At 63.8% G+C, this 23,002-nt stretch carries 25 protein-coding genes; 11 read left to right on the plus strand and 14 right to left on the minus strand.

Annotated features, from left to right (window positions below; genetic code table 11):
* Window positions 1-36 precede the first annotated feature (36 nt).
* The 7 genes from P5703_RS17000 to P5703_RS17030 all read right to left on the minus strand — a co-directional run bounded on the left by P5703_RS17000 (window position 37) and on the right by P5703_RS17030 (window position 3,902).
* Window positions 37-276 (minus strand): BolA family protein, encoded by a 240-nt coding sequence (locus tag P5703_RS17000; protein ID WP_013981933.1) that lies wholly within the window; start codon window positions 274-276, stop codon window positions 37-39.
* 91 nt (window positions 277-367) lie between these two features.
* Window positions 368-859 (minus strand): phosphate-starvation-inducible protein PsiE, encoded by a 492-nt coding sequence (locus P5703_RS17005; protein WP_011912230.1) that lies wholly within the window; start codon window positions 857-859, stop codon window positions 368-370.
* Between the two features lie 13 nt (window positions 860-872).
* Window positions 873-1,187 (minus strand): STAS domain-containing protein, encoded by a 315-nt coding sequence (locus P5703_RS17010; protein WP_017246380.1) that lies wholly within the window; start codon window positions 1,185-1,187, stop codon window positions 873-875.
* Window positions 1,180-1,827 carry an MlaC/ttg2D family ABC transporter substrate-binding protein gene (locus P5703_RS17015; protein WP_125912607.1) on the minus strand — a complete coding sequence of 216 codons (648 nt, stop codon included), beginning with the start codon at window positions 1,825-1,827 and terminating at the stop codon, window positions 1,180-1,182. Before P5703_RS17015 ends, P5703_RS17010 begins: the two co-directional genes overlap by 8 nt.
* Before the next feature lie 11 nt (window positions 1,828-1,838).
* On the minus strand, window positions 1,839-2,297 hold the full coding sequence (gene mlaD, locus P5703_RS17020) for an outer membrane lipid asymmetry maintenance protein MlaD (RefSeq protein ID WP_011912227.1): 459 nt from the start codon (window positions 2,295-2,297) through the stop codon (window positions 1,839-1,841).
* Complete coding sequence (mlaE, locus tag P5703_RS17025) at window positions 2,297-3,094, minus strand: lipid asymmetry maintenance ABC transporter permease subunit MlaE (RefSeq protein WP_011912226.1); 798 nt, start codon at window positions 3,092-3,094, stop codon at window positions 2,297-2,299. The genes mlaD and mlaE overlap by 1 nt, the downstream gene beginning before the upstream one ends.
* A complete protein-coding gene (locus tag P5703_RS17030; RefSeq protein WP_011912225.1) occupies window positions 3,087-3,902 on the minus strand; it encodes an ATP-binding cassette domain-containing protein in 816 nt (271 codons plus the stop codon). Before P5703_RS17030 ends, mlaE begins: the two co-directional genes overlap by 8 nt.
* Before the next feature lie 280 nt (window positions 3,903-4,182).
* Here P5703_RS17030 and P5703_RS17035 point away from each other — a divergent pair, with 280 nt between their 5' ends.
* The 10 genes from P5703_RS17035 to P5703_RS17080 all read left to right on the plus strand — a co-directional run bounded on the left by P5703_RS17035 (window position 4,183) and on the right by P5703_RS17080 (window position 11,190).
* Complete coding sequence (locus P5703_RS17035; RefSeq protein WP_125866587.1) at window positions 4,183-5,157, plus strand: KpsF/GutQ family sugar-phosphate isomerase; 975 nt, start codon at window positions 4,183-4,185, stop codon at window positions 5,155-5,157.
* The gene (locus P5703_RS17040; RefSeq protein ID WP_011912223.1) at window positions 5,157-5,681 is read left to right on the plus strand and encodes a KdsC family phosphatase; all 525 of its coding nucleotides are present in this window, start codon (window positions 5,157-5,159) and stop codon (window positions 5,679-5,681) included. The genes P5703_RS17035 and P5703_RS17040 overlap by 1 nt, the downstream gene beginning before the upstream one ends.
* An 8-nt stretch (window positions 5,682-5,689) precedes the next feature.
* Window positions 5,690-6,262: an LPS export ABC transporter periplasmic protein LptC gene (gene lptC / locus P5703_RS17045; RefSeq protein WP_125912608.1), complete on the plus strand. Its 573-nt coding sequence runs from the start codon at window positions 5,690-5,692 to the stop codon at window positions 6,260-6,262.
* On the plus strand, window positions 6,249-6,794 hold the full coding sequence (lptA, locus tag P5703_RS17050) for a lipopolysaccharide transport periplasmic protein LptA (protein ID WP_125850626.1): 546 nt from the start codon (window positions 6,249-6,251) through the stop codon (window positions 6,792-6,794). Before lptC ends, lptA begins: the two co-directional genes overlap by 14 nt.
* The gene (gene lptB, locus P5703_RS17055) at window positions 6,794-7,519 is read left to right on the plus strand and encodes an LPS export ABC transporter ATP-binding protein (RefSeq protein WP_011912220.1); all 726 of its coding nucleotides are present in this window, start codon (window positions 6,794-6,796) and stop codon (window positions 7,517-7,519) included. Before lptA ends, lptB begins: the two co-directional genes overlap by 1 nt.
* Before the next feature lie 146 nt (window positions 7,520-7,665).
* A complete protein-coding gene (locus P5703_RS17060; RefSeq protein ID WP_053527253.1) occupies window positions 7,666-9,174 on the plus strand; it encodes an RNA polymerase factor sigma-54 in 1,509 nt (502 codons plus the stop codon).
* A gap of 74 nt (window positions 9,175-9,248) precedes the next feature.
* The gene (hpf, locus tag P5703_RS17065) at window positions 9,249-9,557 is read left to right on the plus strand and encodes a ribosome hibernation-promoting factor, HPF/YfiA family (protein WP_011912218.1); all 309 of its coding nucleotides are present in this window, start codon (window positions 9,249-9,251) and stop codon (window positions 9,555-9,557) included.
* Between the two features lie 8 nt (window positions 9,558-9,565).
* Window positions 9,566-10,030, plus strand: coding sequence for a PTS IIA-like nitrogen regulatory protein PtsN (gene ptsN, locus P5703_RS17070; RefSeq protein ID WP_019405610.1), 465 nt, complete (start codon window positions 9,566-9,568; stop codon window positions 10,028-10,030).
* A gap of 15 nt (window positions 10,031-10,045) precedes the next feature.
* Window positions 10,046-10,903, plus strand: a complete 858-nt coding sequence (rapZ, locus tag P5703_RS17075) for an RNase adapter RapZ (protein WP_049338762.1) — start codon at window positions 10,046-10,048, stop codon at window positions 10,901-10,903.
* A 14-nt stretch (window positions 10,904-10,917) separates the two neighbouring features.
* Window positions 10,918-11,190 (plus strand): HPr family phosphocarrier protein, encoded by a 273-nt coding sequence (locus P5703_RS17080; RefSeq protein WP_011912215.1) that lies wholly within the window; start codon window positions 10,918-10,920, stop codon window positions 11,188-11,190.
* A gap of 50 nt (window positions 11,191-11,240) precedes the next feature.
* On the opposite strand, the gene pmbA is transcribed toward P5703_RS17080, so the two are convergent.
* A complete protein-coding gene (gene pmbA / locus P5703_RS17085) occupies window positions 11,241-12,587 on the minus strand; it encodes a metalloprotease PmbA (protein ID WP_049338761.1) in 1,347 nt (448 codons plus the stop codon).
* A gap of 115 nt (window positions 12,588-12,702) precedes the next feature.
* Here pmbA and yjgA point away from each other — a divergent pair, with 115 nt between their 5' ends.
* Window positions 12,703-13,224: a ribosome biogenesis factor YjgA gene (yjgA, locus tag P5703_RS17090; protein ID WP_011912212.1), complete on the plus strand. Its 522-nt coding sequence runs from the start codon at window positions 12,703-12,705 to the stop codon at window positions 13,222-13,224.
* 57 nt (window positions 13,225-13,281) lie between these two features.
* On the opposite strand, the gene tldD is transcribed toward yjgA, so the two are convergent.
* From tldD to P5703_RS17120, 6 genes are all read right to left on the minus strand, one after another.
* Window positions 13,282-14,724, minus strand: coding sequence for a metalloprotease TldD (tldD, locus tag P5703_RS17095; protein ID WP_285588319.1), 1,443 nt, complete (start codon window positions 14,722-14,724; stop codon window positions 13,282-13,284).
* Window positions 14,725-14,726: 2 nt separating this feature from the next.
* A complete protein-coding gene (locus tag P5703_RS17100) occupies window positions 14,727-15,572 on the minus strand; it encodes a carbon-nitrogen hydrolase family protein (RefSeq protein WP_125856251.1) in 846 nt (281 codons plus the stop codon).
* 43 nt (window positions 15,573-15,615) lie between these two features.
* Complete coding sequence (locus P5703_RS17105; protein WP_285588322.1) at window positions 15,616-19,416, minus strand: YhdP family protein; 3,801 nt, start codon at window positions 19,414-19,416, stop codon at window positions 15,616-15,618.
* 49 nt (window positions 19,417-19,465) lie between these two features.
* Window positions 19,466-20,923, minus strand: coding sequence for a ribonuclease G (gene rng, locus P5703_RS17110; RefSeq protein ID WP_014595940.1), 1,458 nt, complete (start codon window positions 20,921-20,923; stop codon window positions 19,466-19,468).
* Between the two features lie 87 nt (window positions 20,924-21,010).
* Window positions 21,011-21,601: a Maf family protein gene (locus P5703_RS17115; protein ID WP_045159228.1), complete on the minus strand. Its 591-nt coding sequence runs from the start codon at window positions 21,599-21,601 to the stop codon at window positions 21,011-21,013.
* A gap of 98 nt (window positions 21,602-21,699) precedes the next feature.
* A complete protein-coding gene (locus tag P5703_RS17120; RefSeq protein ID WP_285588327.1) occupies window positions 21,700-22,848 on the minus strand; it encodes a PEGA domain-containing protein in 1,149 nt (382 codons plus the stop codon).
* Between the last annotated feature and the right edge of the window lie 154 nt (window positions 22,849-23,002).

The raw sequence follows: 23,002 nt of genomic DNA on the forward strand, positions 1-23,002 counted from the left end.
CTGCCTGGAATGATTGGTTGCGCGGGCCTGAGCCGATCAGGCGCGAGCGGCCCAGTCTGTGCGACTGAAGAACTTCATGGTGACGGCGTGGATGCTGCCGTCGGCGATCCATGGATTGAGATGAGCGTAGATCTGCTGCTGACGCTTCACCGGGCTCAGGGCGGCCAGTTCATCACTGATCACATTGAGCTGGAAGTTGCAGCCTTCGCCTTCCACTTCCACCTGGGTTCCCGGAATCTTCGCTTCCAGGAAATTCTTCACTTCTAGGGCCTGCATGTTCTACCTCGATCGGGCGCAGGACGCGCACGGGCCGGCCATCATACAAAAAAGCCCGAAGGCTGCGAACCCCGAACCTCGCGCACAGATCTCAATCCAGCGTTTCGGCCCCCTGATCGCGCTCGCGCCGATGCCGGGACAGCCCGCTGTCGCTCTGCACGGCCGGGAAGCGCGAGGAGGCGAAGCGCACCACCAGGATCGCCAGCGCCAGCAGCAGGATCGCGCCGGACACATAGACCACGCCCATGTCCGGACGGTGGTGATGGGAAATATCGGAAATCAGCAGGCGGGTCAGCGCGGTGATCGCCACATAGATAAGGAAGCGCACCGGCATGTGGTTGGTCTTGAAATAGATACCAACCATCGCGCCCAGCTCGAGATAGATGAACAGCAGCAGGATGTCATCGATCGTGATATGGCCCTTCTCGACCATGCCGAGAAACGCCATGACTGCCGCCCAGGCCGTCACGGCGCCGATGGCGAACAGCGCCAGGTAGTGAAAACTCTCGACCAGCAGATTGCCGAGGGACTCGGCCAGCTCGTGCAGGCTATCGCGCAGATTTTCCGCCCAGCGCAGTTTCATACGGCATCCTTTTCTAAACCCGGGAAGCTTCCAGCGGCAGGATATCCAACAAGCCGGACACCTTGGCAATCTTGTGCATATCGCCTGGCAATGCACTGACGCGCAGATCGATGCCCGCAGCCTTGGCATCGCGCATGAAGGCCAGCAGCAGCGACAGCCCGACACTGCTGGAACGCTCGACCGCCGAGCAGTCCAGCGTCAACGGCGCCCGGCTGCCGGCGATCAGCGCCCGACCAGCCTCACGCAAGGCCGGGCCGCTGCGGTAATCCAGCACGCCGATCAGGCGCAACTCGCCTTCTCCACCGCGCTCGATCCGGGCCTCACTCATCGCCGACTGCCTGCTGTCCAGCCTCGGTGTCCTTGGCACGCGCCACGACCTCGGCCCAGCCATCGATGGTTTTGTCCAGATCACCACCGTTGCGCTGCATAGAGTCGGCGAACTGGTCGCGGAACAGCTTGCCGATGTTGATGCCGTTGATGATCACGTTGCGCACGCGCCATTCGCCGTCATTGACCATGGTGTAGGTCACCGGATAGATCTCGCCCTGGCGCCCCACCACCTCCATGCCGACGCTGGTGCGCTTGGGGTCCTGCTTGCCGCTGGGCGGCAATACGCGGATCTGCTGGTTGTTGTACTCGAGCAGGGCGTTGCCGTAGAACTGCATCAGGCTGCGCTTGAAGTTCTCCTGGAAGCGCTTCATCTGCTCGGGAGTGGCGTTGCGCGAATACTTGACGGTCATGATGCTGCGCGAGATCCCGTCGGCATCGACCACCGGACCGAGAATCTCGTTGAGCGAGTCATAGAAGGCCGCCGGATCGCTGCGGTACTGCTCCTTGTTGGCCTTCAGGTCGGCCAGCAACTCGTCGGTGGTCTTCTGGATCACCTGATGCGCGGTCAGCGCGGCATGGGAGAACAGGGGCAACACGGCCAGCAGAACCAGCAGACCGCGACGCAGGGCAGTGATCATGAATGTCTCCTTCAATCTTTATTCACAGAATTGAGCAGGAACTTGCCGATCAGATCCTCGAGTACCAGCGAAGACTGGGTGTCCTGAATGGTGTCACCATCCTTGAGCACTTCGTCGTCGCCGCCCACGCTGATTCCGACATATTTCTCGCCCAGCAGACCAGCCGTCAGGATCGACGCCGTGGAGTCAGCCGGCAGGATGTTCACGTCTTCCTGGATTTCCAGGGTCACCCGACCGGTGTAGCTGTCGCGATCGAGGTCGATCGCCGTGACCTTGCCGATAGTCACACCCGCCATGGTCACCTTGGATCGGACAGTCAAACCGGCGATATTGTCGAAATAGGCATACAGCTTGTAGGTATCGGCACTGCCAACGCTCAGTCCGCTGACGCGCAGCGACAGCAGCAGCAGGGCCAGCAGGCCGGCAAGCAGGAACAGGCCGACACCCATTTCCAGTGTGCGGATACGCATCAGAAATCTCCAAACATCAACGCGGTCAAAATGAAATCGAGGCCGAGTACTGCCAGCGAGGCATACACCACGGTCCGGGTGGTGGCACGACTGATCCCCTCGGAAGTCGGTTCGCAGTCGTAGCCCTGGAACACCGCGATCCAGGTCACGACCAGTGCAAAGACGACGCTCTTGATCACGCCGTTGAGCACATCCGAATGGAAATCGACACTGTTCTGCATGTTGGCCCAGAACGAGCCTTCGTATACGCCGAGCCAGTCCACGGCGACCATCGCACCGCCCCAGATGCCGACCACATTGAAGATCAGCGTCAGCAGTGGCAGGGAAATGAAGCCGGCCCACAGACGCGGCGCGATGATGTACTTCAGCGGATCGACGCCAATCATCTCCAGGCTCGACAGCTGCTCGGTGGATTTCATGTTGCCGATCTCGGCCGCCAGTGCGGAGCCTGCGCGACCGGCGAACAGCAATGCGGTGACCACCGGGCCGAGTTCGCGCAACAACGTCAGCGCCACCATCTGCCCGACCGCCTGCTCGGAGCCATAGCTGCTGAGGATGTTGTAGCCCTGCAGCGCCAGCACCATGCCGATGAAAATACCGGACACGACGACGATCGCCAGCGACAGCACGCCGACCGAGTACAGCTGCTTGACCAGCAGCGAAAAGCCGTTGCGCAAGCCGCTGCGGCCAAACAGCGCATGAACGAGGAAGATCGTCGAGCGCCCCAGCGCCGCCAGCACATCCAAGCCGGCACGCCCGAGCAGGGCGATCCGGTCCATCAACGAACGCTTACGCATCGGCGCCTCCCAGCAGGTCGTCGGCGTAAGCCGGCGCGGGGAAATGGAACGGCACCGGCCCATCGGCCGAACCCTTCATGAATTGTCGAATACGCGGATTGTCCGACTCCATCAGCTCGGCCGGCGTGCCCTGGCCAAGCACCTGAGCATCGCCGACCACATAGATGTAATCGGCGATGGAGGCGGTTTCGGCCAGGTCGTGGGACACCACAATACTGGTGATGCCCAGCGCATCGTTGAGCAACCGGATCAAGCGGACCAGCACGCCCATCGCGATCGGGTCCTGACCGGCGAAAGGCTCGTCATACATGAGAATCTGCGGATCCAGCGCGATGGCCCGCGCCAACGCGACACGCCGCTTCATGCCACCGGACAGTTCGTCGGGCATCAGCTCGATGGCGCCACGCAAACCCACCGCCTGCAATTTCATCAGCACGATGTCGCGGATCATTTCGTCAGGCAGCCGGGTATGCACGCGCAGCGGAAAGGCGACGTTCTCGAACACGTCGAGATCGGTGAACAGGGCTCCGCTCTGGAACAACACGCCCATCTGCTTGCGCATGTCGAACAGCTCGCTGCGCGAGAGGCTCGGCAGATTGTTGCCCGCCACCCAGACCTCGCCGCGCGCAGGCATCAGCTGCGCAGCGATCAGCCGCAGCAGCGTCGTCTTGCCACAGCCGGACGGCCCCATGATGGCCGTGACCTTGCCTCGCGGGATCGCGATGTCGACGTTATCGAAAATACTGCGCTCGCCGCGCTTGAAGGTTACTCCCTTCAGCTCGACCGCGTAGTCGTTGCAGGCGCTCATCTGGTCTCCTTGCATGCAGTCTGCGAAACAGACGGCTCCCGATGACGCCGGGATACTTCTGCCTGACCGTTTTCGGGCGCGCACTATAGCACCGCGCCAGGGGCCGCCCAACCAATGAGCGTTTCAGCAGATGACCAACGAGACGCCTGTTCAGCCAGGGTTCAGCTTGGTGATGTACACAGCGCTGAGGGCGCCGCCCTGGCACCTGCCACATTTTCCATGAGCCCCAAGTCGAATCTCGCTATAATCCTCGCCTTTTAATCGGACGACCTCGCCAGCCATGAGCCAAAGCAGTCAATTGATCGAAACCGCGCAGCGCACCATTCGCCTGGAAATCGAGGCAGTTGAGCAGCTGAACGCGCGTATCGATGCCAGCTTCGTACAAGCCTGCGAATTGATCCTCGCCTGCAGGGGCCGTGTCGTTGTGGTCGGCATGGGCAAGTCGGGGCATATCGGTCGCAAGATCGCTGCCACCCTGGCCAGCACCGGCACCGCCGCCTTCTTCGTGCACCCCGCCGAGGCCAGCCACGGCGACATGGGCATGATCACTCCGGACGATGTGGTACTGGCGCTTTCCAATTCCGGCACCACCAGCGAGATCGTCACCCTGTTGCCGTTGATAAAGCGCCTGGGCATCACCCTTATCAGCATGACCGGCAACCCCAGCTCGGTACTGGCCAAGGCCGCAGCAGTGAACCTGGATGCCAGCGTGGCTATCGAGGCCTGCCCGCTGAACCTCGCACCGACCTCCTCCACCACCGCCAGCCTGGTGCTCGGCGATGCCCTTGCGATTGCCCTGCTCGAGGCTCGCGGCTTCACTGCCGAAGACTTCGCCTTTTCCCATCCCGGTGGTGCCCTTGGCCGACGCCTGCTGCTCAAGGTCGAACACGTCATGCACACTGGCGAACGTCTCCCCAGCGTGCTCCGCGGCACCTCGCTGCGCGATGCCCTTCTGGAAATGACGCAGAAAGGGCTGGGCATGACCGTGATCGTCGAGACCGACGGGCGCCTGGCCGGGATTTTCACCGATGGCGACCTGCGTCGCGCCCTGGACAAGGGCGTGGACGTGCGCCAGACCCTCATCGACGAGGTCATGACCGTTCATGGGAAGACCGCCAACGCCGAGATGCTGGCTGCCGAGGCACTGAAGATCATGGAAGACCACAAGATCAGCTCACTGGTAGTGATCGATGAACAGGAGCTGCCCATCGGCGCCCTGAACATGCACGACCTGCTGCGTGCGGGGGTCATGTAATGCACGAACATCTTCTGCAGCGCGCACGTGACATCCGCCTGGCAATCTTCGATGTGGATGGCGTACTGACCGACGGTCGCCTGTACTTTCTCACCGACGGCAGCGAATTCAAAACCTTCAACACCCTGGACGGCCACGGCATCAAGATGCTGATCAACTCCGGCGTGCGCACCGCCATCATCAGTGGGCGCAAGACGCCAGTGGTCGAGCGCCGCGCGCAGAACCTCGGCATCCAGCACCTGTATCAGGGGCGCGAAGACAAGCTGGTGGTTCTCGACGAGCTGCTGGCCGAACTCGGGCTGAGCTACTCTGAAGTGGCCTATCTCGGTGACGACCTGCCTGATCTGCCGGTGATCCGCCGCGTCGGCCTAGGCATGGCGGTCGCCAGCGCCGACGCCTTCGTGCGCGACCACGCTCACGGCGTGACCCAGGCACGCGGCGGCGAAGGCGCGGCACGTGAGTTCTGCGAATTGATAATGCGCGCCCAGGGCACCCTGGCAGCCGCTCAGAACGCCTATCTGTAGAGGTCTGGATGCTCCGCAAACTGCGCTTTCCCGCCCTGCTCACGCTGATCGCTGCCGTTCTGGTGGCCATCGGCTACTGGAACATCCGTCCGGAGAGTTTCATGCAGCAGCCAACCGTGGCCAGCGTTGAGACACCGGATGTGGATTTCTATGTGATTAATTCACGTACGGTCCAGTACCAGGCGGATGGCAAGCGCAACTACGAGATGACCGCGGAGAAGGTCGAACACATCAAGGCCAGCGACGTCAGCCTCTTGACCAAACCCGACCTGCTGTCCTACCGCGGCGGCGAGCACCCCTGGCATGTGCGCAGCGAGCGCGGAGAGGTTTCGGCGGAGGGTGACGAGGTCCTGCTGATCGACAAGGTCCGGGTCGAGCGGACCGACGCCAAGGGCCGTCCGACGATTCTCACCACCAGCCGGCTGACGGTGTGGCCGGACAAGGATTATGCCGAGACCAATCAAGCCGTTAGAATCGACGCCGCCAATGGCGTGACCACGGCGACCGGCATGAAAGCGTATCTGGATGACGGCAGGATGCTCCTGCTGTCCAACGTAAGAGGCCAGCATGAGCTGCGTTAAGACTCTCCCCCTCCTGCTCGGTTTGAGCGCATTCTGGCTCGGCCCCAGTGCCTGGGCGCTTCCCGAGGATCGTGAACAGCCCATCCGCGTACAGGCTGACTCGGCCGAACTGGACGATCGACAGGGCGTGGCCGTGTACCGCGGCGATGTGGTGATCACCCAGGGCACCATGAAGATCACCGGCGACACCGTCACCATCACCCAGGACAGCAATGGCGATGTGGAAGTCTTCACCTCCATCGGCAAGCCGGCCTACTACGAGCAGAAGCCGGCCGTGGACAAGGAGATCGTCAAGGCCTACGGCCTGACCATCCAGTACTTTGCCGCCAACGAGCGCATCGTGCTGCTCGACCAGGCCAAGGTCGTCCAGGAAGGCAACACCTTCGAAGGCGAGAAGATCGTCTATGACACCCGCCGCCAGATCGTCAACGCCGGCCGCGCCACCAATACCGACGTCAGCACGCCGCGTCCGCGGGTCGACATGGTCATCCAGCCACGCAAGCGCGAGCAGGCCGCGGAGCAGCCCCAGTAATGGCCGTCCTCAAAGCCCAGCATCTGGCCAAGAGCTACAAGAGCCGGCAGGTCGTTCGCGACGTCAGCCTGTCCATCGAGAGCGGGCAGATCGTCGGCCTGCTTGGCCCGAATGGCGCCGGCAAGACTACCTGCTTCTACATGATCGTCGGACTGGTGAATGCCGATCAGGGTCGCGTGCTGATCGACCAGAACGACGTGACCCACCTTCCGATGCATGGCCGGGCCCGTGCCGGCATCGGTTACCTGCCGCAGGAAGCCTCGATCTTCCGCAAGCTGTCGGTCGCCGACAACATCATGGCGATTCTCGAGACCCGCAAGGATCTGGACCGCGGCGGCCGCCAGCAGGCACTGGAAGGCCTGCTGCAGGAATTCCACATCAACCATATCCGCGACAGCCTCGGCATGAGTCTGTCCGGCGGCGAGCGTCGCCGCGTGGAGATCGCCCGTGCGCTGGCTACTGCGCCCAAATTCATCCTCCTCGACGAACCCTTCGCCGGTGTCGATCCGATATCGGTGGGCGACATCAAGCAGATCATCCACCACCTCAAGGCCAAGGGCATCGGGGTGCTGATCACCGACCACAACGTTCGGGAAACTCTGGACATCTGTGAGACGGCGTACATCGTCAACGACGGCCAGCTGATCGCCGAAGGCGATGCCCAAAGCATCCTCGCCAACCAGCTGGTCAAGGAAGTCTACCTGGGCCACGAATTCCGACTGTAAGAGCGGATTTTTTGCTCGGCTCGGCAAATCGCCTCTAGGCAAAGGCTTCGTCGGCAGGCATATAATTTGCTTTCATCGGCGCCCTGGGCGCCGCATGTCGGAACAGGCGCGGTTGCGCCGGCATACAAGGTTCGAAGTCCTCTGCCATGAAACCATCGCTAGTCCTGAAGATGGGCCAGCAGCTGACGATGACACCGCAGCTGCAACAGGCCATACGGCTCCTCCAGCTTTCCACCCTCGATCTGCAACAGGAGATCCAGGAAGCGCTGGATTCCAATCCCATGCTCGAGCGTGAAGAGGACGGTGACGACTTCGACGGCTCCGACCCCATGGCCGAGGCCGTCGATCGTTCGAGCGACGCTGGCAGCGAAAAGATCAGTACTCAGGAAAGCACCTATGAAGAGCCTTCGCACAGCGGCGAAGGCCTCGACGAGGCCGACTGGGGTGAGCGCATTCCCAGCGAGCTACCGGTCGACACCGCCTGGGAAGACATCTATCAGACCAGCGCCAGCAGCCTGCCGAGCAATGACGACGACGAATGGGACTTCACCAGCCGTACGTCCAGCGGTGTCAGCCTGCAGAGCCATCTGCTGTGGCAGCTCAACCTCGCCCCCATGAGCGACACCGACCGCCTGATCGCCACCACACTGATCGACTGCATCAACGATCAGGGCTATCTCGAGGAGTCTCTGCAGGAAATCGTGGACAGCTTCGACCCGGAGCTTGAAATCGAGCTCGACGAGGTCGAAGTCGTGCTGCGTCGCGTACAGCAGTTCGAACCTGCCGGTATCGGCGCACGGGATCTGCGCGAATGCCTGCTCCTGCAGCTGCGCCAGCTCCCTGACCGCACCCCTTGGCTCAGCGAAGCCCAGCGGCTGGTGAGTGACCATCTGGACCTGTTGGGTAGCCGCGACTACAGCCTGCTGATGCGCCGCATGAAGCTCAAGGAAGACGAGCTGCGCCAGGTCATCGAGCTCATCCAGAGCCTCAACCCGCGCCCGGGCTCGCAGATCGAGGCGAGCGAGCCGGAGTACGTGGTGCCGGACGTCATCGTACGCAAGCACAACGATCGCTGGCTGGTGGAGCTCAACCAGGACGCCATGCCCCGACTTCGCGTCAATGCCCAGTACGCCAGCTTCGTAAAGCGCGCCGACTCGAGTGCCGACAATACCTTCATGCGCAACCAGCTGCAGGAAGCGCGCTGGTTCATCAAGAGTCTGCTCAGTCGCAACGAAACACTGATGAAGGTCGCCACCCAGATCGTCGAGCACCAGCGTGCCTTCCTCGAACACGGCGACGAGGCGATGAAGCCGCTGGTGCTGCACGACATCGCCGAAGCCGTGGGGATGCACGAGTCGACGATTTCCCGCGTCACCACGCAGAAATACATGCATACGCCGCGTGGCATCTACGAACTCAAATACTTCTTCTCCAGCCACGTCAGCACGGCCGAAGGCGGGGAATGCTCGTCCACCGCGATCCGCGCGATCATCAAGAAGCTGGTGGCGGCGGAAAACCAGAAAAAGCCGTTGAGCGACAGCAAGATCGCTGGTTTACTGGAGGCGCAGGGCATCCAGGTGGCCCGCCGCACCGTTGCGAAATACCGCGAGTCGCTCGGTATCGCACCGTCCAGCGAGCGTAAACGATTGCTGTGATCGGCCACTGGTCGAACTGTCCCGGCGGCAGGCCTCAAGACCTGCTCTTCGCACAAGGCAAAGGAGATAGCAGTATGCAAGTCAACATCAGCGGTGTTCATCTGGAAGTTACCGATGCCCTGCGTGACTACATCGAGGAGAAATTCGACCGACTGGCCCGTCATTTCGACCGCATCATCAGCGTCCAAGTGGTCCTGCAGGTCGAGAAACTCAAGCAGAAAGCCGAAGCCACCCTGCACGTCGCCGGCCGCGAAGTGGTGGGCAATGCCGAACACGAAGACATGTACGCTGCCGTGGACCTGCTGGTCGACAAGCTCGACCGTCAGCTGATCAAGCACAAGGAGAAGCAGCTCGACCACACCCAGGGTGCCGTCACCCGCTGACGCTCATTATGATCCGACTCGAAAACATCCTGACCCCCGGACGTTCCCTGGTGAACGTCCCGGGCGGTAGCAAGAAGCGCGTCCTGGAGCAGATCGCCAAGGTGATCGCCCAGGACCTTTCCGACCTCGACTCCCAGACCATCTTCGAAAGCCTGATCGCCCGTGAAAAGCTGGGCTCGACCGGCTTCGGCAATGGCATCGCCATTCCGCACTGCCGCATGGTCGGCTGCAATGCCCCCGTGAGTGCCGTGCTGCGCCTGGAAACGCCGGTGGACTTCGACGCCATCGATGGCGCCCCGGTCGACCTGCTGTTCGTCCTGCTGGTCCCGGAAGCGGCCACCGACGAGCACCTCGAGCTGCTGCGCCAGATCGCCAGCATGCTCGACCGTGAAGAGGTACGGCAACGTCTGCGCGAGGCACCCAGCAACGACAGCCTGTACCAGGTCGTCGTGGATGTGCAGAACGGTGCCTAGCGCGATGGGGTACAGATGCGGCTGATCATCGTCAGTGGGCGTTCGGGCTCAGGCAAGAGCACCGCGCTGAACGTACTCGAAGACAACGGGTTCTACTGCATCGACAACCTGCCCGCTGGCCTGCTGCCCGAGCTTGCCGAGCGCGCCCTGCTGCACACCGAACTGCTGCACCCGCAGGTTGCCGTGTCGATCGACGCGCGCAACCTGCCCAGCCAGCTCAAGCGTTTCCCCGAACTGCTCGAAGAAGTTCGCGCCCGGCATATTCAGTGCGACGTGCTGTATCTGGATGCCGACGACGAAACCCTGCTCAAGCGCTTCTCCGAAACCCGTCGGCGCCACCCGCTGACCAACGAAAGCCGTTCGCTGGCCGAGGCGATTCGTGACGAGGAGCTGCTGCTGGCGGCAATCATCGATCATGCCGACCTGAAGATCGACACCACGCACCTGAACCTCTATCAGCTGCGCGACATGCTCAAGCTGCGGCTGCTCAACAAGCCTGAGCCAGGCACGGCCTTTCTCATCGAATCGTTCGGATTCAAGCGCGGCATGCCGGTCGATGCCGACCTGGTATTCGACGTGCGCTGCCTGCCCAACCCGTACTGGAAGGCCGAATTGCGCGACTTCTCCGGGCTCGATCAGCCGGTGATCGACTATCTGGCCGTCCAGCCCGATGTGGAGGAGATGTTTCAGGACATCCACGCTTACCTGAGCAAATGGCTGCCACGCTTCGCCGCCAGCAACCGCGCGTACGTCACCATTGCCATCGGCTGCACCGGAGGCCATCACCGCTCGGTGTACCTAGCCGAGCGACTCGGTCTGGCGCTCAAGGAGCCGCTGAAGAACCTGCAGGTCCGTCACCGGGATCTCGCCTAGGAATACGTAAACCCATGCCCGCCCGCGAAGTCACCATCATCAACAAGCTTGGCCTGCACGCGCGTGCGGCGGCCAAGTTCGTCGCCGTCGCCAACCGCTTCCCCTGCAAGATCCGGGTGGGCCGCTGTCCCGCCACGCTGGTCGATGGCAAGAGCATCATGGCCGTCATGATGCTGGCCGCCAGCAAGGGCACTACGGTGCATCTGCATGCCGATGGCGAGCAGGAAGAAGAAGCCCTCGACGCCCTCGTGGCGTTGATCGACGACTACTTCGAAGAAGGCGAATAGCCGTCCGCTCATCCGGGCGTGCTCGCAGCGAGCACGCCACACCCTCCCGCTTACTTCCCGGCCACCATCATTCGCTCGATCAGCACCGAGCCGGTCCGCACGTTGCCGCGCGTCTCGATGTCGCAGCCAATGGCGACGATCTGGCGGAACATGTCGCGCAGATTGCCGGCGATGGTCACCTCCTGCACGGGGAACTGGATCTCACCGTTCTCCACCCAGTAGCCGCCGGCGCCGCGTGAATAGTCACCGGTGACCAGATTCAGCCCCTGCCCCATCAGCTCGGTCACCAGCAGGCCGCGCCCCATGCGTCGCAGCAGGGCAGCCTGATCTTCCTCACCGTGGCTGACGAACAGGTTGTGCACGCCACCCGCGTTGGCAGTGCTCGGCATGCCCAGCTTGCGCCCGGAATAGGTCGAAAGCACATAGGAGATCAGGCGGCCGTTTTCCACGAAAGGCTTGGCGTAGGTCGCCAGGCCATCGCCATCGTAGCTGGCGCTGCCAAGCGCACGCGGGATATGTGGGCGTTCGTCGAGGCTCAGCCATTCGGGGAACAGCGTCTGGCCCAGTGCGTCCTCCAGATAGGAGGCCTTGCGATACAGGTTGCCGCCGGAGATGGCGGCGATGAAATGGCTGAACAACCCCGTCGCCAGCTCCGGCGCGAACAACACCGGCACCTCGCAAGTCGGGATCGGTCGCGCGCCCAGGCGCCGCACTGCACGCTCGGCTGCGCGCCGGCCGATGGTCTGTGGATCGATCAGCGCCTCGCCGATACGGTTGACGTCGTAGAAGTAGTCGCGCTGCATCTGGCCTTCGCTTTCGGCGATCATCACGCAGCTCTGGCTGTGCCGTGTGCTGCAATAACCGCCGATGAAGCCATTGCTGTTGCCGTAGGCACGGCAGCCCTGATGGGTGTTGAGACTGGTGCCGTCGGCGTTGCGGATGCGTGCATCGAAGTCGAACGCCGCGCTTTCACAACTCAGCGCCTGCTCGATCGCCTGCTCCGGGGTGATCGACCATGGATGGTAGAGATCGAGATCGGGAAGCTCCCGAGCCATCAGCGTGGCGTCGGCCAGGCCGGCAAACTCGTCCTGCGAAGCGTGCCTGGCGATGGCCAGCGCGGCGGCCACGGTTTCCCGGATGGCCTCGTCGCCGCTGCCGGTGGTGCTGGCCGAGCCCTTGCTCTGGCCGACATAGAGGGTAATGCCGAAACCCTGGTCCCGATTGAACTCGACCGTTTCCACTTCACCCTGGCGCACCGTCGTGGACAGCCCCTGCTCCATGGAGACAGAGACCTCGCTGGCGCTGGCGCCCTGCCGTCGCGCTTCCTCGATGATGCGCTCGACCTTCTCGCGCAAACCGGGCAGCGCATGCGGACCGATGCCGTCTACTTCACTCATAAGCACTCCCAAAACAACACCTGCACTCAAATCAATTGCAGCCCGGCGCGGCCAGCCTGGAGCCTGCTGCCAGGGCTGCTGCTATCATGGCGGCATTTCCTAGTGGACCATCCCCATGTCTGAACACTCCGACGTCGATGATTTCGACGAAAAAAGCAAATCCCAGGTCAAGCGCGAACTGCTCGCCCTGCAGGAACTCGGCGAACGCCTGACCACGCTCAAACCCGACCTCATCGCCCGGCTGCCGCTCAGCGACGCGCTGCACAAGGCCCTGGCCGACGCCCCGAAGCACAAGGCGCATATCGCCCGCAAACGGCACATCCAGTACATCGGCAAGCTGATGCGTGATCAGGATGTCGATGCCATCGTCGCCCTGGTCGATCAACTCGACGCCTCGACCCGCCAGTACAACGAACGCTTCCACGCCCTCGAGCGCTGGCGCGACCGGCTCATCGCCGGCAATGACGAGACGCTGGAAGCCTTCGTCGTCGAATTCCCCGAAACCGACCGCCAGCACCTGCGCGGGCTGATCCGCCACGCCCAGCATGAAGCGGCGCGCAACAAGCCGCCGGCTGCCAGCCGCAAGATCTTCAAATACATCCGCGACCTGGACGAGACCAAGCGCGGCCTGCGATAAACCGGTCCTTTCTCAGGTGCCGGCTGGCCCCGAGCCGGCACCTGATGACCGGCAGCCTCAAGCGCCGGTCCCCCCCACCGTGATTTCGTCGATCTTCAGCGTCGGCTGGCCGACGCCGACCGGCACCGATTGGCCATCCTTGCCGCAGGTGCCGACTCCGCTGTCCAGTGCCAGGTCGTTGCCCACCATGGACACGCGATTCATCACCTCCGGACCGTTGCCGATCAGCGTCGCACCCTTGACCGGCGCAGTGATCCTGCCGTCTTCGACCAGATAGGCCTCACTGGTGGAGAAGACGAACTTGCCGCTGGTGATGTCCACCTGGCCGCCGCCAAGGCTGGCGCAGTAGATGCCCTTCTTCACCGAGCGGATGATCTCCTCGGGGTCGCTTTCGCCGGCCAGCATGTAGGTGTTGGTCATGCGCGGCATGGGCAGATGCGCGTACGACTCGCGGCGACCATTGCCGGTCGGTGCGACGCCCATCAGGCCCGCATTGAGCTTGTCCTGGATATAGCCCTTGAGGATGCCGTTCTCGATCAGTGTGGTGCACTGCGTCGGCGTCCCTTCGTCGTCGACGCTGAGGGAGCCACGGCGGTCGGCCAGGGTGCCGTCATCAACGATGGTGCACAGCTTCGACGCGACCTGCTGGCCGATGCGACCGCTGTAGGCCGAGCTGCCCTTGCGGTTGAAGTCGCCTTCCAGACCGTGGCCGACGGCCTCGTGCAGCAGCACGCCGGACCAGCCCGGCCCCAGCACCACCGGCAGCGAACCCGCCGGCGCCGGCACCGCCTCGAGATTGACCAGCGCCTGGCGCAGCGCTTCGCGGGCATAGCCCATGGCGCGGTCTTCGCTGAGGAAGTACTGATACCCGGTGCGCCCGCCACCGCCCTGCCCGCCGCGCTCCCGGCGGCCGTTCTGCTCGACGATCACACTGACGTTGAAGCGCACCAGCGGGCGGATATCCGCCGCCAGTCCGCCATCCATGGCAGCGACGAGAATATGTTCCCATACGCCCGCCAGGCTCACCGTGACCTGCTTGATGCGTGGGTCCAGCGCACGGGTGGCTACGTCGATGCGCTTGAGCAGGTCCACCTTCTCGGCGCGGCTCAGGCCATCCAGCGGATTGTCCTGATGATACAGCGGCGCGAAGGCCGCCCTGCCGAGCACCTTGACCTGCCCCTGCTGCCCGCTACGGGCGATGGAGCGGGCAGCCTGCGCGGCCTGACGCAGGGCATCGGCAGTGATCGCATTGCTGTAGGCAAAGCCGGTCTTCTCCCCCGACAGCGCCCGTACGCCCACGCCCTGTTCGAGGTGGAACCCGCCTTCCTTGACGATGCCATCCTCGAGCACCCAGGACTCGGATACCTGGTCCTGGAAATACAGGTCCGCGGCATCCACGCCGGGGCCGGCGAGCTCACCCAGCAAACCGGGCAGATCGTCGAGTCCCAGGCCTCCGGGGGTCAGCAGTCGCTCGGTGACGGGTAACAGCAGTTCACTCATATCTACTCCAAAGGTTCCGTGCCCAGGCACGGTACGGAAAATCGGCGGTGACGTTGCACCGGCATGCGTTGGCGGATAGCGGCCTGCTCGATTGCGTCTCGCTCGGCAAGCAGAGCCGCCTCACCGCTCGGCTGCTGGCACAGCAGCCGGCCCCATGGGTCAACGATAGACGAATGCCCATGGGTGATGCGACCACCAGGGTGCTCGCCGCCCTGTGCCGCCGCCAGGACATAGCACTGAGTCTCGATGGCCCGCGCGCGAATCAGCGCGGTCCAGTGCGCCTCGCCGGTCACCGCGGTAAACGCCGAGGGCACGCTGATCAATTCCGCGCCCGCCGCCCGCAAAGCGGTGTACAGCTCGGCAAAGCGCAGGTCGTAACACACGCTCATGCCCAGCCTTCCGAGCGGCGTATCGGCCACCACCACCTGACTGCCCGCCGCATAGTCATCGGACTCGCGATATCGGCCGCGGCTGTCGGCGACATCCGCGTCGAATAGATGCAGCTTGTCGTATCGCGCCACCCGCTGCCCCAGCTCGTCGATGAGCAGCGAGCAGGCGTTGGGCTTGCCCTGCGGGCTATCGTCGGGCGGTAACGGCAGGGTTCCGGCGACTATCCACAACCTGAGGTCGCGGGCGGCCTGTTTCAACCACGGCAGGATCGGGCCCTCGCCCATGGCCTCGGCGCGGCCGAGGCTCGGCAGATCATCGCGGCCCATGGCAGCGAAGTTTTCCGGCAGCACCGCCAGACGCGCACCGGCCTCCGCCGCCTGTTCGAGCAATTGCCGAGCCCGGACCAGGTTGTGCGCGACCTCGGCCCCGGTGGTCATTTGAATCACGGCTAAGGACATAGGCTCCCCGCTGGTGAGATGCGAAGCCCGCTGCGAACCCGGCTCAGTTGGGCTTCTCGAAAGGTTTGTCGAAACTGATCTTCGGCGACTGCCACGGCCCCTTGACGTCGTACTGCACACTGGCGAAGCGCGCGACGCGATCACCCAGCAGCTTGTCAGCCACGAACAGCGCGCCGCCGATCGCTGGCGCACCGACGATCAGCGCCGCCAGCGGCAGGTTGTTGCTGATCGGCAACGTAACCAGCAGCTTGGCGTCGATCTCGTCGCGCGCCATGTCGAGCGTGCCATCCAGCTCCAGATTGCTCGACGGGCCGCTGACGGTGATCGGTTCGCGGGTAGTGAAAACGCCAGCATCGGCCTGCAGGCTGCCGTCCAGCCGGTCGTAGCTGAGGCCCTTGCCGAACAGATCGGAGAAATCCAGCCGTAGCCGGCGGCCGATGGAGTTGAAATTCAGCACGCCGAACACCCGCAGCGCCTGCGCGCTGCCGTCCACCTCGACGAACTGCCCCTTGCGCAGTCGGGGCTGCATGCTGCCGGAATAGCGCGCCATGGCGAACCAGGCTGGCGAGCCCGGCCAGCGCCCGTCGGCATCCAGGCGGAAGCTTTCGCTGGTCACCGAGGGCGCAAAGCCCCAGGCCAGCAGCACGTCGGCCAGGTTGCCGCCTTCCAGCCGACCCTTGTACCAGCTCTGCCCGGCGCCCCAACCTCCGTTTCCGCTGATCCTCAACCCCTTGAGCTGCAACGCGAGATCGCGAAACTCCACACCAGTGCCGACTGGGCGCAGCTTGAGCGCCCAGGCGCCGAGCAGATCGTCACCAAGGGAAACCCGCTCGATGGCCAGGTCCATCGCCGGCAGGCTTTGCGGATCCACGTCGGCCAGGGGATCCGACCGCGCACTGGCGGCTTCGCCAGGCTCTGCCGCCGGCAGGCGCAGGTGGGTCAGGTTGGCTACGATGATGCCGTCATCGGCGTCCGGCAGACGCACCGTGCCGCCGACGAGGGAACTGCGCAGGCCGAGGGACCAGGCAGCAGAACCGCGTTGCAGGTCGATGCCCAGCCTGTCGATACGGGTGCCGAAGCCCTCGAAACGATCGATATCGACCTGCACCTGCCGCAGCAGCGAGCCGGTCGTCTGCTGCGTGTCGCCCTTGCCATGCTGATCAAGCACGGCACGCCAGGCATTCCAGTCCAGCTCCGGCAGGCGCCCCTTGACGTACAGCCCGGGTCGCCCCGGTAGATTCGCCGCACCGCCACCCAGGCGCAGCTCGCCGCGTCCCTGCGCCCAGGCATCAGGGGGCGCGACGAAGACCAGCGCGGCCAACTCGTCATGCCGTACGGAATAGCGTCGCTCCGCACCCTGCAGGGACATGCGCAACGTGCTGTCGCGCCGCACGCCGGCAGCCTTGCCGAACGGCGCCGGGAGGTCGATGCGCAGGCCCTGGAGCGACGAGTCGATCTGCAACTGGCTGCTTTCGGCCGCCAGCTCCAGGCGCAACTGATAGGGCAGTTCGCCGCTGGCCGGCACCGGCTGCTTGACGTCGAGCCATTCCAGCAGCGGTTTGAGTGCCACGCTGCCCCGCGCCTCGATGCGCGAGGCCGGCTTGCCGACCGAACCGGTCGCGACCGCCTTGCCGTTGACGGCGCGCCCGAACAGCCGTGCCTGAATCTCGTCGGCGCTCAGCCCACGCGCGGTGTCGTAGCGAAATCGGCCGCTGAGCCGCTCGAACGCCAGCGCTGGGTCCTTGATCTGTAGCGCCGCATCGCTGCTGGCAAAATCCACGACGACCCGTGGCGTGCCCTTGCCCAATGGAATCTGCAGATCGAGCGCACCATCCAGTTCGCCCTGCCCTTGCCAGCCGGCGAAGGTCTCGCCGGTCCCGATAGGTGCCTCCTGCAGCAGGCGCAGCGCATCTGGCAGGCTGCTGCTGACCTGCCCCTTGATCGCCAATTGCGGCACCCGCCCGCTGCCGACATGAGCCACTTCCGCCGTCACGTCATGCACGCGGCTGTCGAGAATCCGCCCTTCGGCAAGGCGCACACGGACGCCGCTGTCTTCCACCAGGACCTCGCCGCGCCCCTGCTGCAGGGCCGGCCAGCCCGGCTGGAAGGCCAGCTCGGCGTCACGCACCTTGAAGTACAGGCTGATGCTGCGAGCACTGTCGGGGGCACCTTTGTTCAACGCACCCTGATACTGGAAGTAGCCCTGCTCGACGGTGCCCGCGCGAATCGCATCCTTGAGCCAATCGACCAGCGCCGGGCTCAATGCCGGCGAGTTCGTCGGCAGGTACTTCTCGGTGTAACGCGCATCACCCTCGCTGAGGCCGACGCGCAGGTCCATGTAGTCCTCGACATCGGGATCGCGCGCGAGGCGAATCAGGAAATCGCCGGCGATCCTGCCCTCCTCTCCGTCGACGCGCAGATAGGGGGCGGCGAGGGTGAAAGCCTGCTCATCCAGCGTCCAGGTCAGCCGGCCGGCGCCGTGCCGATAGCGCCAGGGTTCAGGATAAAGAGGCGCCAGATGCAGGCTGAAATCATCGCTGTCCAGGCGTAGCTCACCGCTGGCCAGGTCACCCTGGATGCTGCCGCTGCCATTGCCTACTGCGGGAATCCAGTTCTGCGCGCTGAAGCTGATCCGCTCCAGGTTGGCCGCAAAGCGCAGTCGCTGCGGCGAATCCATCTGGGGGTAGAAGTCCGCTCGCAGATTGCGCAGCGTTCCGCTGGGCTGCAGCGCACGCAGCGTTTCCACCGCCGTCTCGGGCAGCGGCGCCAGCGCACGCGCAAGGTTGGCGATCGGCGCGACGTTCAGCCGATCGGCCTGCAGCCGCCAGTGCTGCTCGGCCCGACTCTCCTGCAGCAGCAGGCGCGCGTCGCCCCAGCGCTCGCCATCAAGGTCGAAAGCCAGGCGGTCGAGCAGCAGCCGATAACCCTGCTCGGTCAGGTCGACGTAGGCGTCGACCGCCAGATCCTCCAGCTGGACCGGCGAATGCTCGGTATAGGCGGCACGCAGCCGCGGCGCGTTCAACCGCAGCACGGCACGCTCGAGCTGCTGCGCCTTCCAGCGCAGCCAGAGCTCTCCCCCCAGCTGCGCCGTCTGCAGTTGCCAAGCGCCGGTCAATCGGCCTGGCAACCAGGCGGCCCAGTCGCTCTGCGGCAGGCTCAGATACAGCTGCGCCTCAGCCTGCGCCCAGCGCTGCGGCTGCACGCGCGCGTTCAGGCGCAGGGCCAGCGGCTGGCCATCCGGCAGCACACTGCGCCCGTCCAGTCGCAAACGATTGCCATCGGCGCGTAGCGAAAGGTCCGTGTAGCTAAGGGTCAGCGGTGAATCACCGAAGGGCTCCAGGGTGATCTGGCTGTCGAGCCACGCCAGGCCACGAATATGCTGGAGCGCCTCGAGTATTTTCTGCGGATCGGGCGGCGTCGCATCGTCGCGCTCTGGCAGGCCCTTGACCTGCCATTTGCCATCTTCGCCCTCTATTACAGACACGTGCACGCCGCTGAACTCCAGCGAACTCAGCCGCCATGAGCGTGCCCAGAGGCTGCCGGCCAGATCGGGCACGACGGAGATGCGATCCAGACGCATCGCACTGTCGCCCTCGCCCAGCAGCACGTCATGCGCCAGCAGGCGCGGCGCAAGACCCTCCCAACGCCCTTCCAGGCGCCCCAATGTCACCGGCATATCGAGGGCGGTGCGCACCCTTTCCTGCAGTTCCGTGCGGTATTCGGCAACCAGCGGCACCAGCTGCCGGCCCAGGCTGACATAAAGCGCAGCCAGAATCAGGCCGAACGCGGCCACCCAGAACAACTGGCGCGACAGCGTGACGAGAAAGGCGGCGAGGCGGTTCATGCCGATGCGCTCCGGTTATCCCGGCCCTGGCGGTCTGGTGTACCTCTGTTCAGAGCAGCACCACGTCGTACTGTTCCTGGGAATACATGCTTTCCACCTGGAACTTGATGGAGCGGCCGATGAAAGCCTCGAGATCGGCGACATTGCCCGACTCCTCGTCCAGCAGGCGATCGATCACCTTCTGGTTGGCGAGCACCCGATAACCCTCGGCCTGGTAAGCGCGGGCCTCTCGCAGGATTTCGCGGAAGATCTCGTAGCAGACCGTCTCCGGCGTCTTCAGCTTGCCGCGACCCTGGCAACACATGCACGGCTCGCAGAGCACCTGTTCGAGACTTTCGCGGGTACGCTTGCGGGTCATCTGCACCAGGCCGAGCTCGGTGATGCCGATGATGTTGGTCTTGGCGTGGTCGCGCTCCAGCTGCTTCTCCAGGGTGCGCAGCACCTGCCGGCGATGCTCCTCGTCCTCCATGTCGATGAAGTCGATGATGATGATCCCGCCCAGGTTGCGCAGCCGCAGCTGGCGGGCGATGGCAGTGGCCGACTCGAGGTTGGTCTTGAAGATGGTTTCCTCGAGGGTGCGGTGACCTACGAAGGCGCCGGTGTTGACGTCGATGGTGGTCATCGCTTCGGCGGGGTCGATGATCAGGTAGCCGCCGGACTTGAGCATTACTTTGCGCTCCAGCGCCTTCTGGATCTCGTCCTCGACGCCATAGAGATCGAAGATCGGGCGTTCGCCGGGGTAGTGCTCGAGTCGATCACCCAGTTCGGGCATCAGTTCGCCGACGAACTGGCTGACCTTCTGGAAGTTCTCCCGCGAGTCGATGCGGATCTTCTCGATCCGCGGATTGACTAGGTCGCGCAGGGTGCGCATGGCCAACGACAGGTCCTCGTAGATCACCGTCGGGGCGGCGGCGGTCTTGATCTGGCCCGCGATCTGCTCCCAGAGTCGGCGCAGGTAGCGGATATCCATGAGGATTTCGTCGCGGCCCGCACCCTCGGCGGCGGTGCGCAGAATGAAGCCGCCGGCCTCCTGGATGCCTTCGGCCGCCACGCATTCGGCAACCACCTGCTTGAGCCGTTCGCGCTCGGCTTCGTCCTCGATGCGCAGGGAAATGCCGACATGGCTGGTGCGCGGCATATAGACCAGATAGCGCGACGGGATCGACAGCTGGGTGGTCAGGCGCGCGCCCTTGGTGCCGATCGGGTCCTTGGTGACCTGGACCACCAGGCTCTGCCCCTCGTGTACCAGCGCATTGATCGGCTCGACCGCGTTGCCTTCGCGCGCGGAAATCTCAGAGGCGTGGATGAACGCCGCGCGGTCCAGACCAATATCGACGAAGGCGGCCTGCATGCCGGGCAGCACCCGTACCACCTTGCCTTTGTAGATATTGCCGACGATGCCACGGCGCTGCGTGCGCTCGACATGCACCTCCTGCAGCACACCGTTCTCCACCACCGCCACCCGCGATTCCATGGGGGTGATGTTCATCAGGATTTCTTCGCTCATTGTTGTTCTCGGCGGTGGCTTGATGGGCAGCTCTGGCTGCGGGTCCTGGGCGATTCTAACCGGCCTGCAGGCCGAAGCCGCAAGGCTCTAGCGTGAGGCTTTGGTCCAACGCGCCAGGCCGAACGCATCGAGCAGCTGCGCGGTTTCGCACAATGGCAGGCCCACCACCGCCGAGTAGCTGCCATGCAGCTGACTGACGAATACCGCCCCCCAACCCTGAATGGCGTAGCCTCCCGCCTTGTCCAACGGTTCGCCGCTGGCCCAGTAGCGTTCGGCCTCGTCATCGCTGATGGTGCGGAAGGTCACTTCGCTGATCACGGTGCGCACTTCGCAAGCCTCGCGACTGGCCAGGGCCACTGCTGTCATGACCCGGTGGGTACGCCCGGACAGGGCCGCGAGCATGGCCAGACCATCGGCACGATCGACCGGCTTGCCCAGAATGTGCTGATCGAGCACCACGCTGGTGTCGGCGCCCAGCACGCAGCCCTGGCCATCGCCCAGGTTCGCCAGTCCGGTCAATGCCTTGTCTCTCGCGACGCGCTCGACGTAGGCCTCAGGGGTTTCGGTCGGTGATGGCGTCTCGTCGACGGATACGCTGAGCAGGGAAAACGGAACGCCGATCTGCGCGAGCAGCTCGCGGCGACGGGGTGATGCCGAGGCAAGAAACAAAGCGCCCATGGCGGGTCCTCAACGATAAATAAGCGACAGCGTCGCATATCCGGGTACGTCGAGGAAGGCGCGGAGGCCGGCGTAAAGGCTACGCCGGCCGGGATGACTCAGAATCGGAAGTTGACCACCTGGTCGCCCTTGAGCGACAGCGTGCGCTTCTGGGTCGTGCCACCGGAAGTGATCTGAATATCGTAGATGCCTCCGTCGAGCATCAGCGAGACCGGCGTTGCACCATGGTCCTGATCATTGATACGCACCCGATCGTCGTACTTGTTGCTGCGTACGATCAGCGAATACATCTTGCTGTCGCACTGTTCGAACGGCACGTCGAGGATGGCGCAGGGCATCATCTGCTTGGCGCTGATGGTGGCCTCGACATTCATCAGAGCCTGAACGGTACCGTCCAGGCTCATGCTCGCCTGAGCGAACTCGGTACGGGTGCGGTAGCGATACCAGCTGGGATCCATCCTCAGCTCGGTAACCTGCTCACGAATGTCGTCGGCCAGGACGCGCTGGTAGTTCTCCAGCACCCACTGCGACATCTGACCATCGTTGCGGTGCTCGGCGAGGCACGCGGCCAGGCTCTTGCTGGCCGAGCAACGGAAGGACACCGGCTGTTCGAAGCGGATGGTCTTGTCCAGCTTGCGCGCGATGCTCTGAATCTTCTTGCTGTTGCGCTCACGGATTTCAGCCGCCAGTTGCGACTTGAGGCGTTCGACGTCGCGCGCGGCGAGAGAAAACTTCAGGTGCTGGCTGCCCAGGTCCTTTTCCAGCGCCTCGACACGCCCGGAAATGGCCGCCACAGCCTCTGCATTGCGCTTGTGCTCGTCGAGCAGCTCGTCGAGGCGCTTGCGCTCGGCGCTCTGCCCGAGAAACTCGTCTACCTCCATGCGAATCAGCTTCTTGCTGTTCGCCATTTGCAATTGCGCAGCCGCCAGTTCGCTCTTCTCGGTGCGAAGGGCGTCTTCGAGCTTCTGTTTCTCGAGAAGGATGGCGTCGAGTTCGGCGATCTTGCTGCTCAGCTGCTCGGCACGCGGCGATTCGGCGGAGGCTTCAACAGCGTAGGTACCGCCCGCAGCAGGAGATTCGGGTGCCGCCGGGGTGGATAGCTGTGATGCCTGCGGGGCAGCGTCGGCCTGGGTGTAGCTGCTGTTCATGCCCAGCGCCAGCAACGCTCCGACTGCGCTGATTGCCAGCAGAACGCGCGGAGCGCGAGTGCCTTCGGCCTTGGAAAAAATCGAAATGCCAGCTTCCATACTCGTCGCCCGTGCTGTTGTGCTTGTCGTGGTCTGAAGCGGAACAGGTGATGGCTGAACGCCATCCCGGCGCGGATGATTTCAGAAATGCCATACATCATCAAGGCACGGCCCGTGCCGAGCGACACAAACCCACACAAAACAGCAGACTTTT

Origin of the sequence: Stutzerimonas sp. FeSN7, assembly GCF_030263795.1 — a bacterium.
In the GTDB taxonomy this organism is placed as follows: domain Bacteria; phylum Pseudomonadota; class Gammaproteobacteria; order Pseudomonadales; family Pseudomonadaceae; genus Stutzerimonas; species Stutzerimonas stutzeri.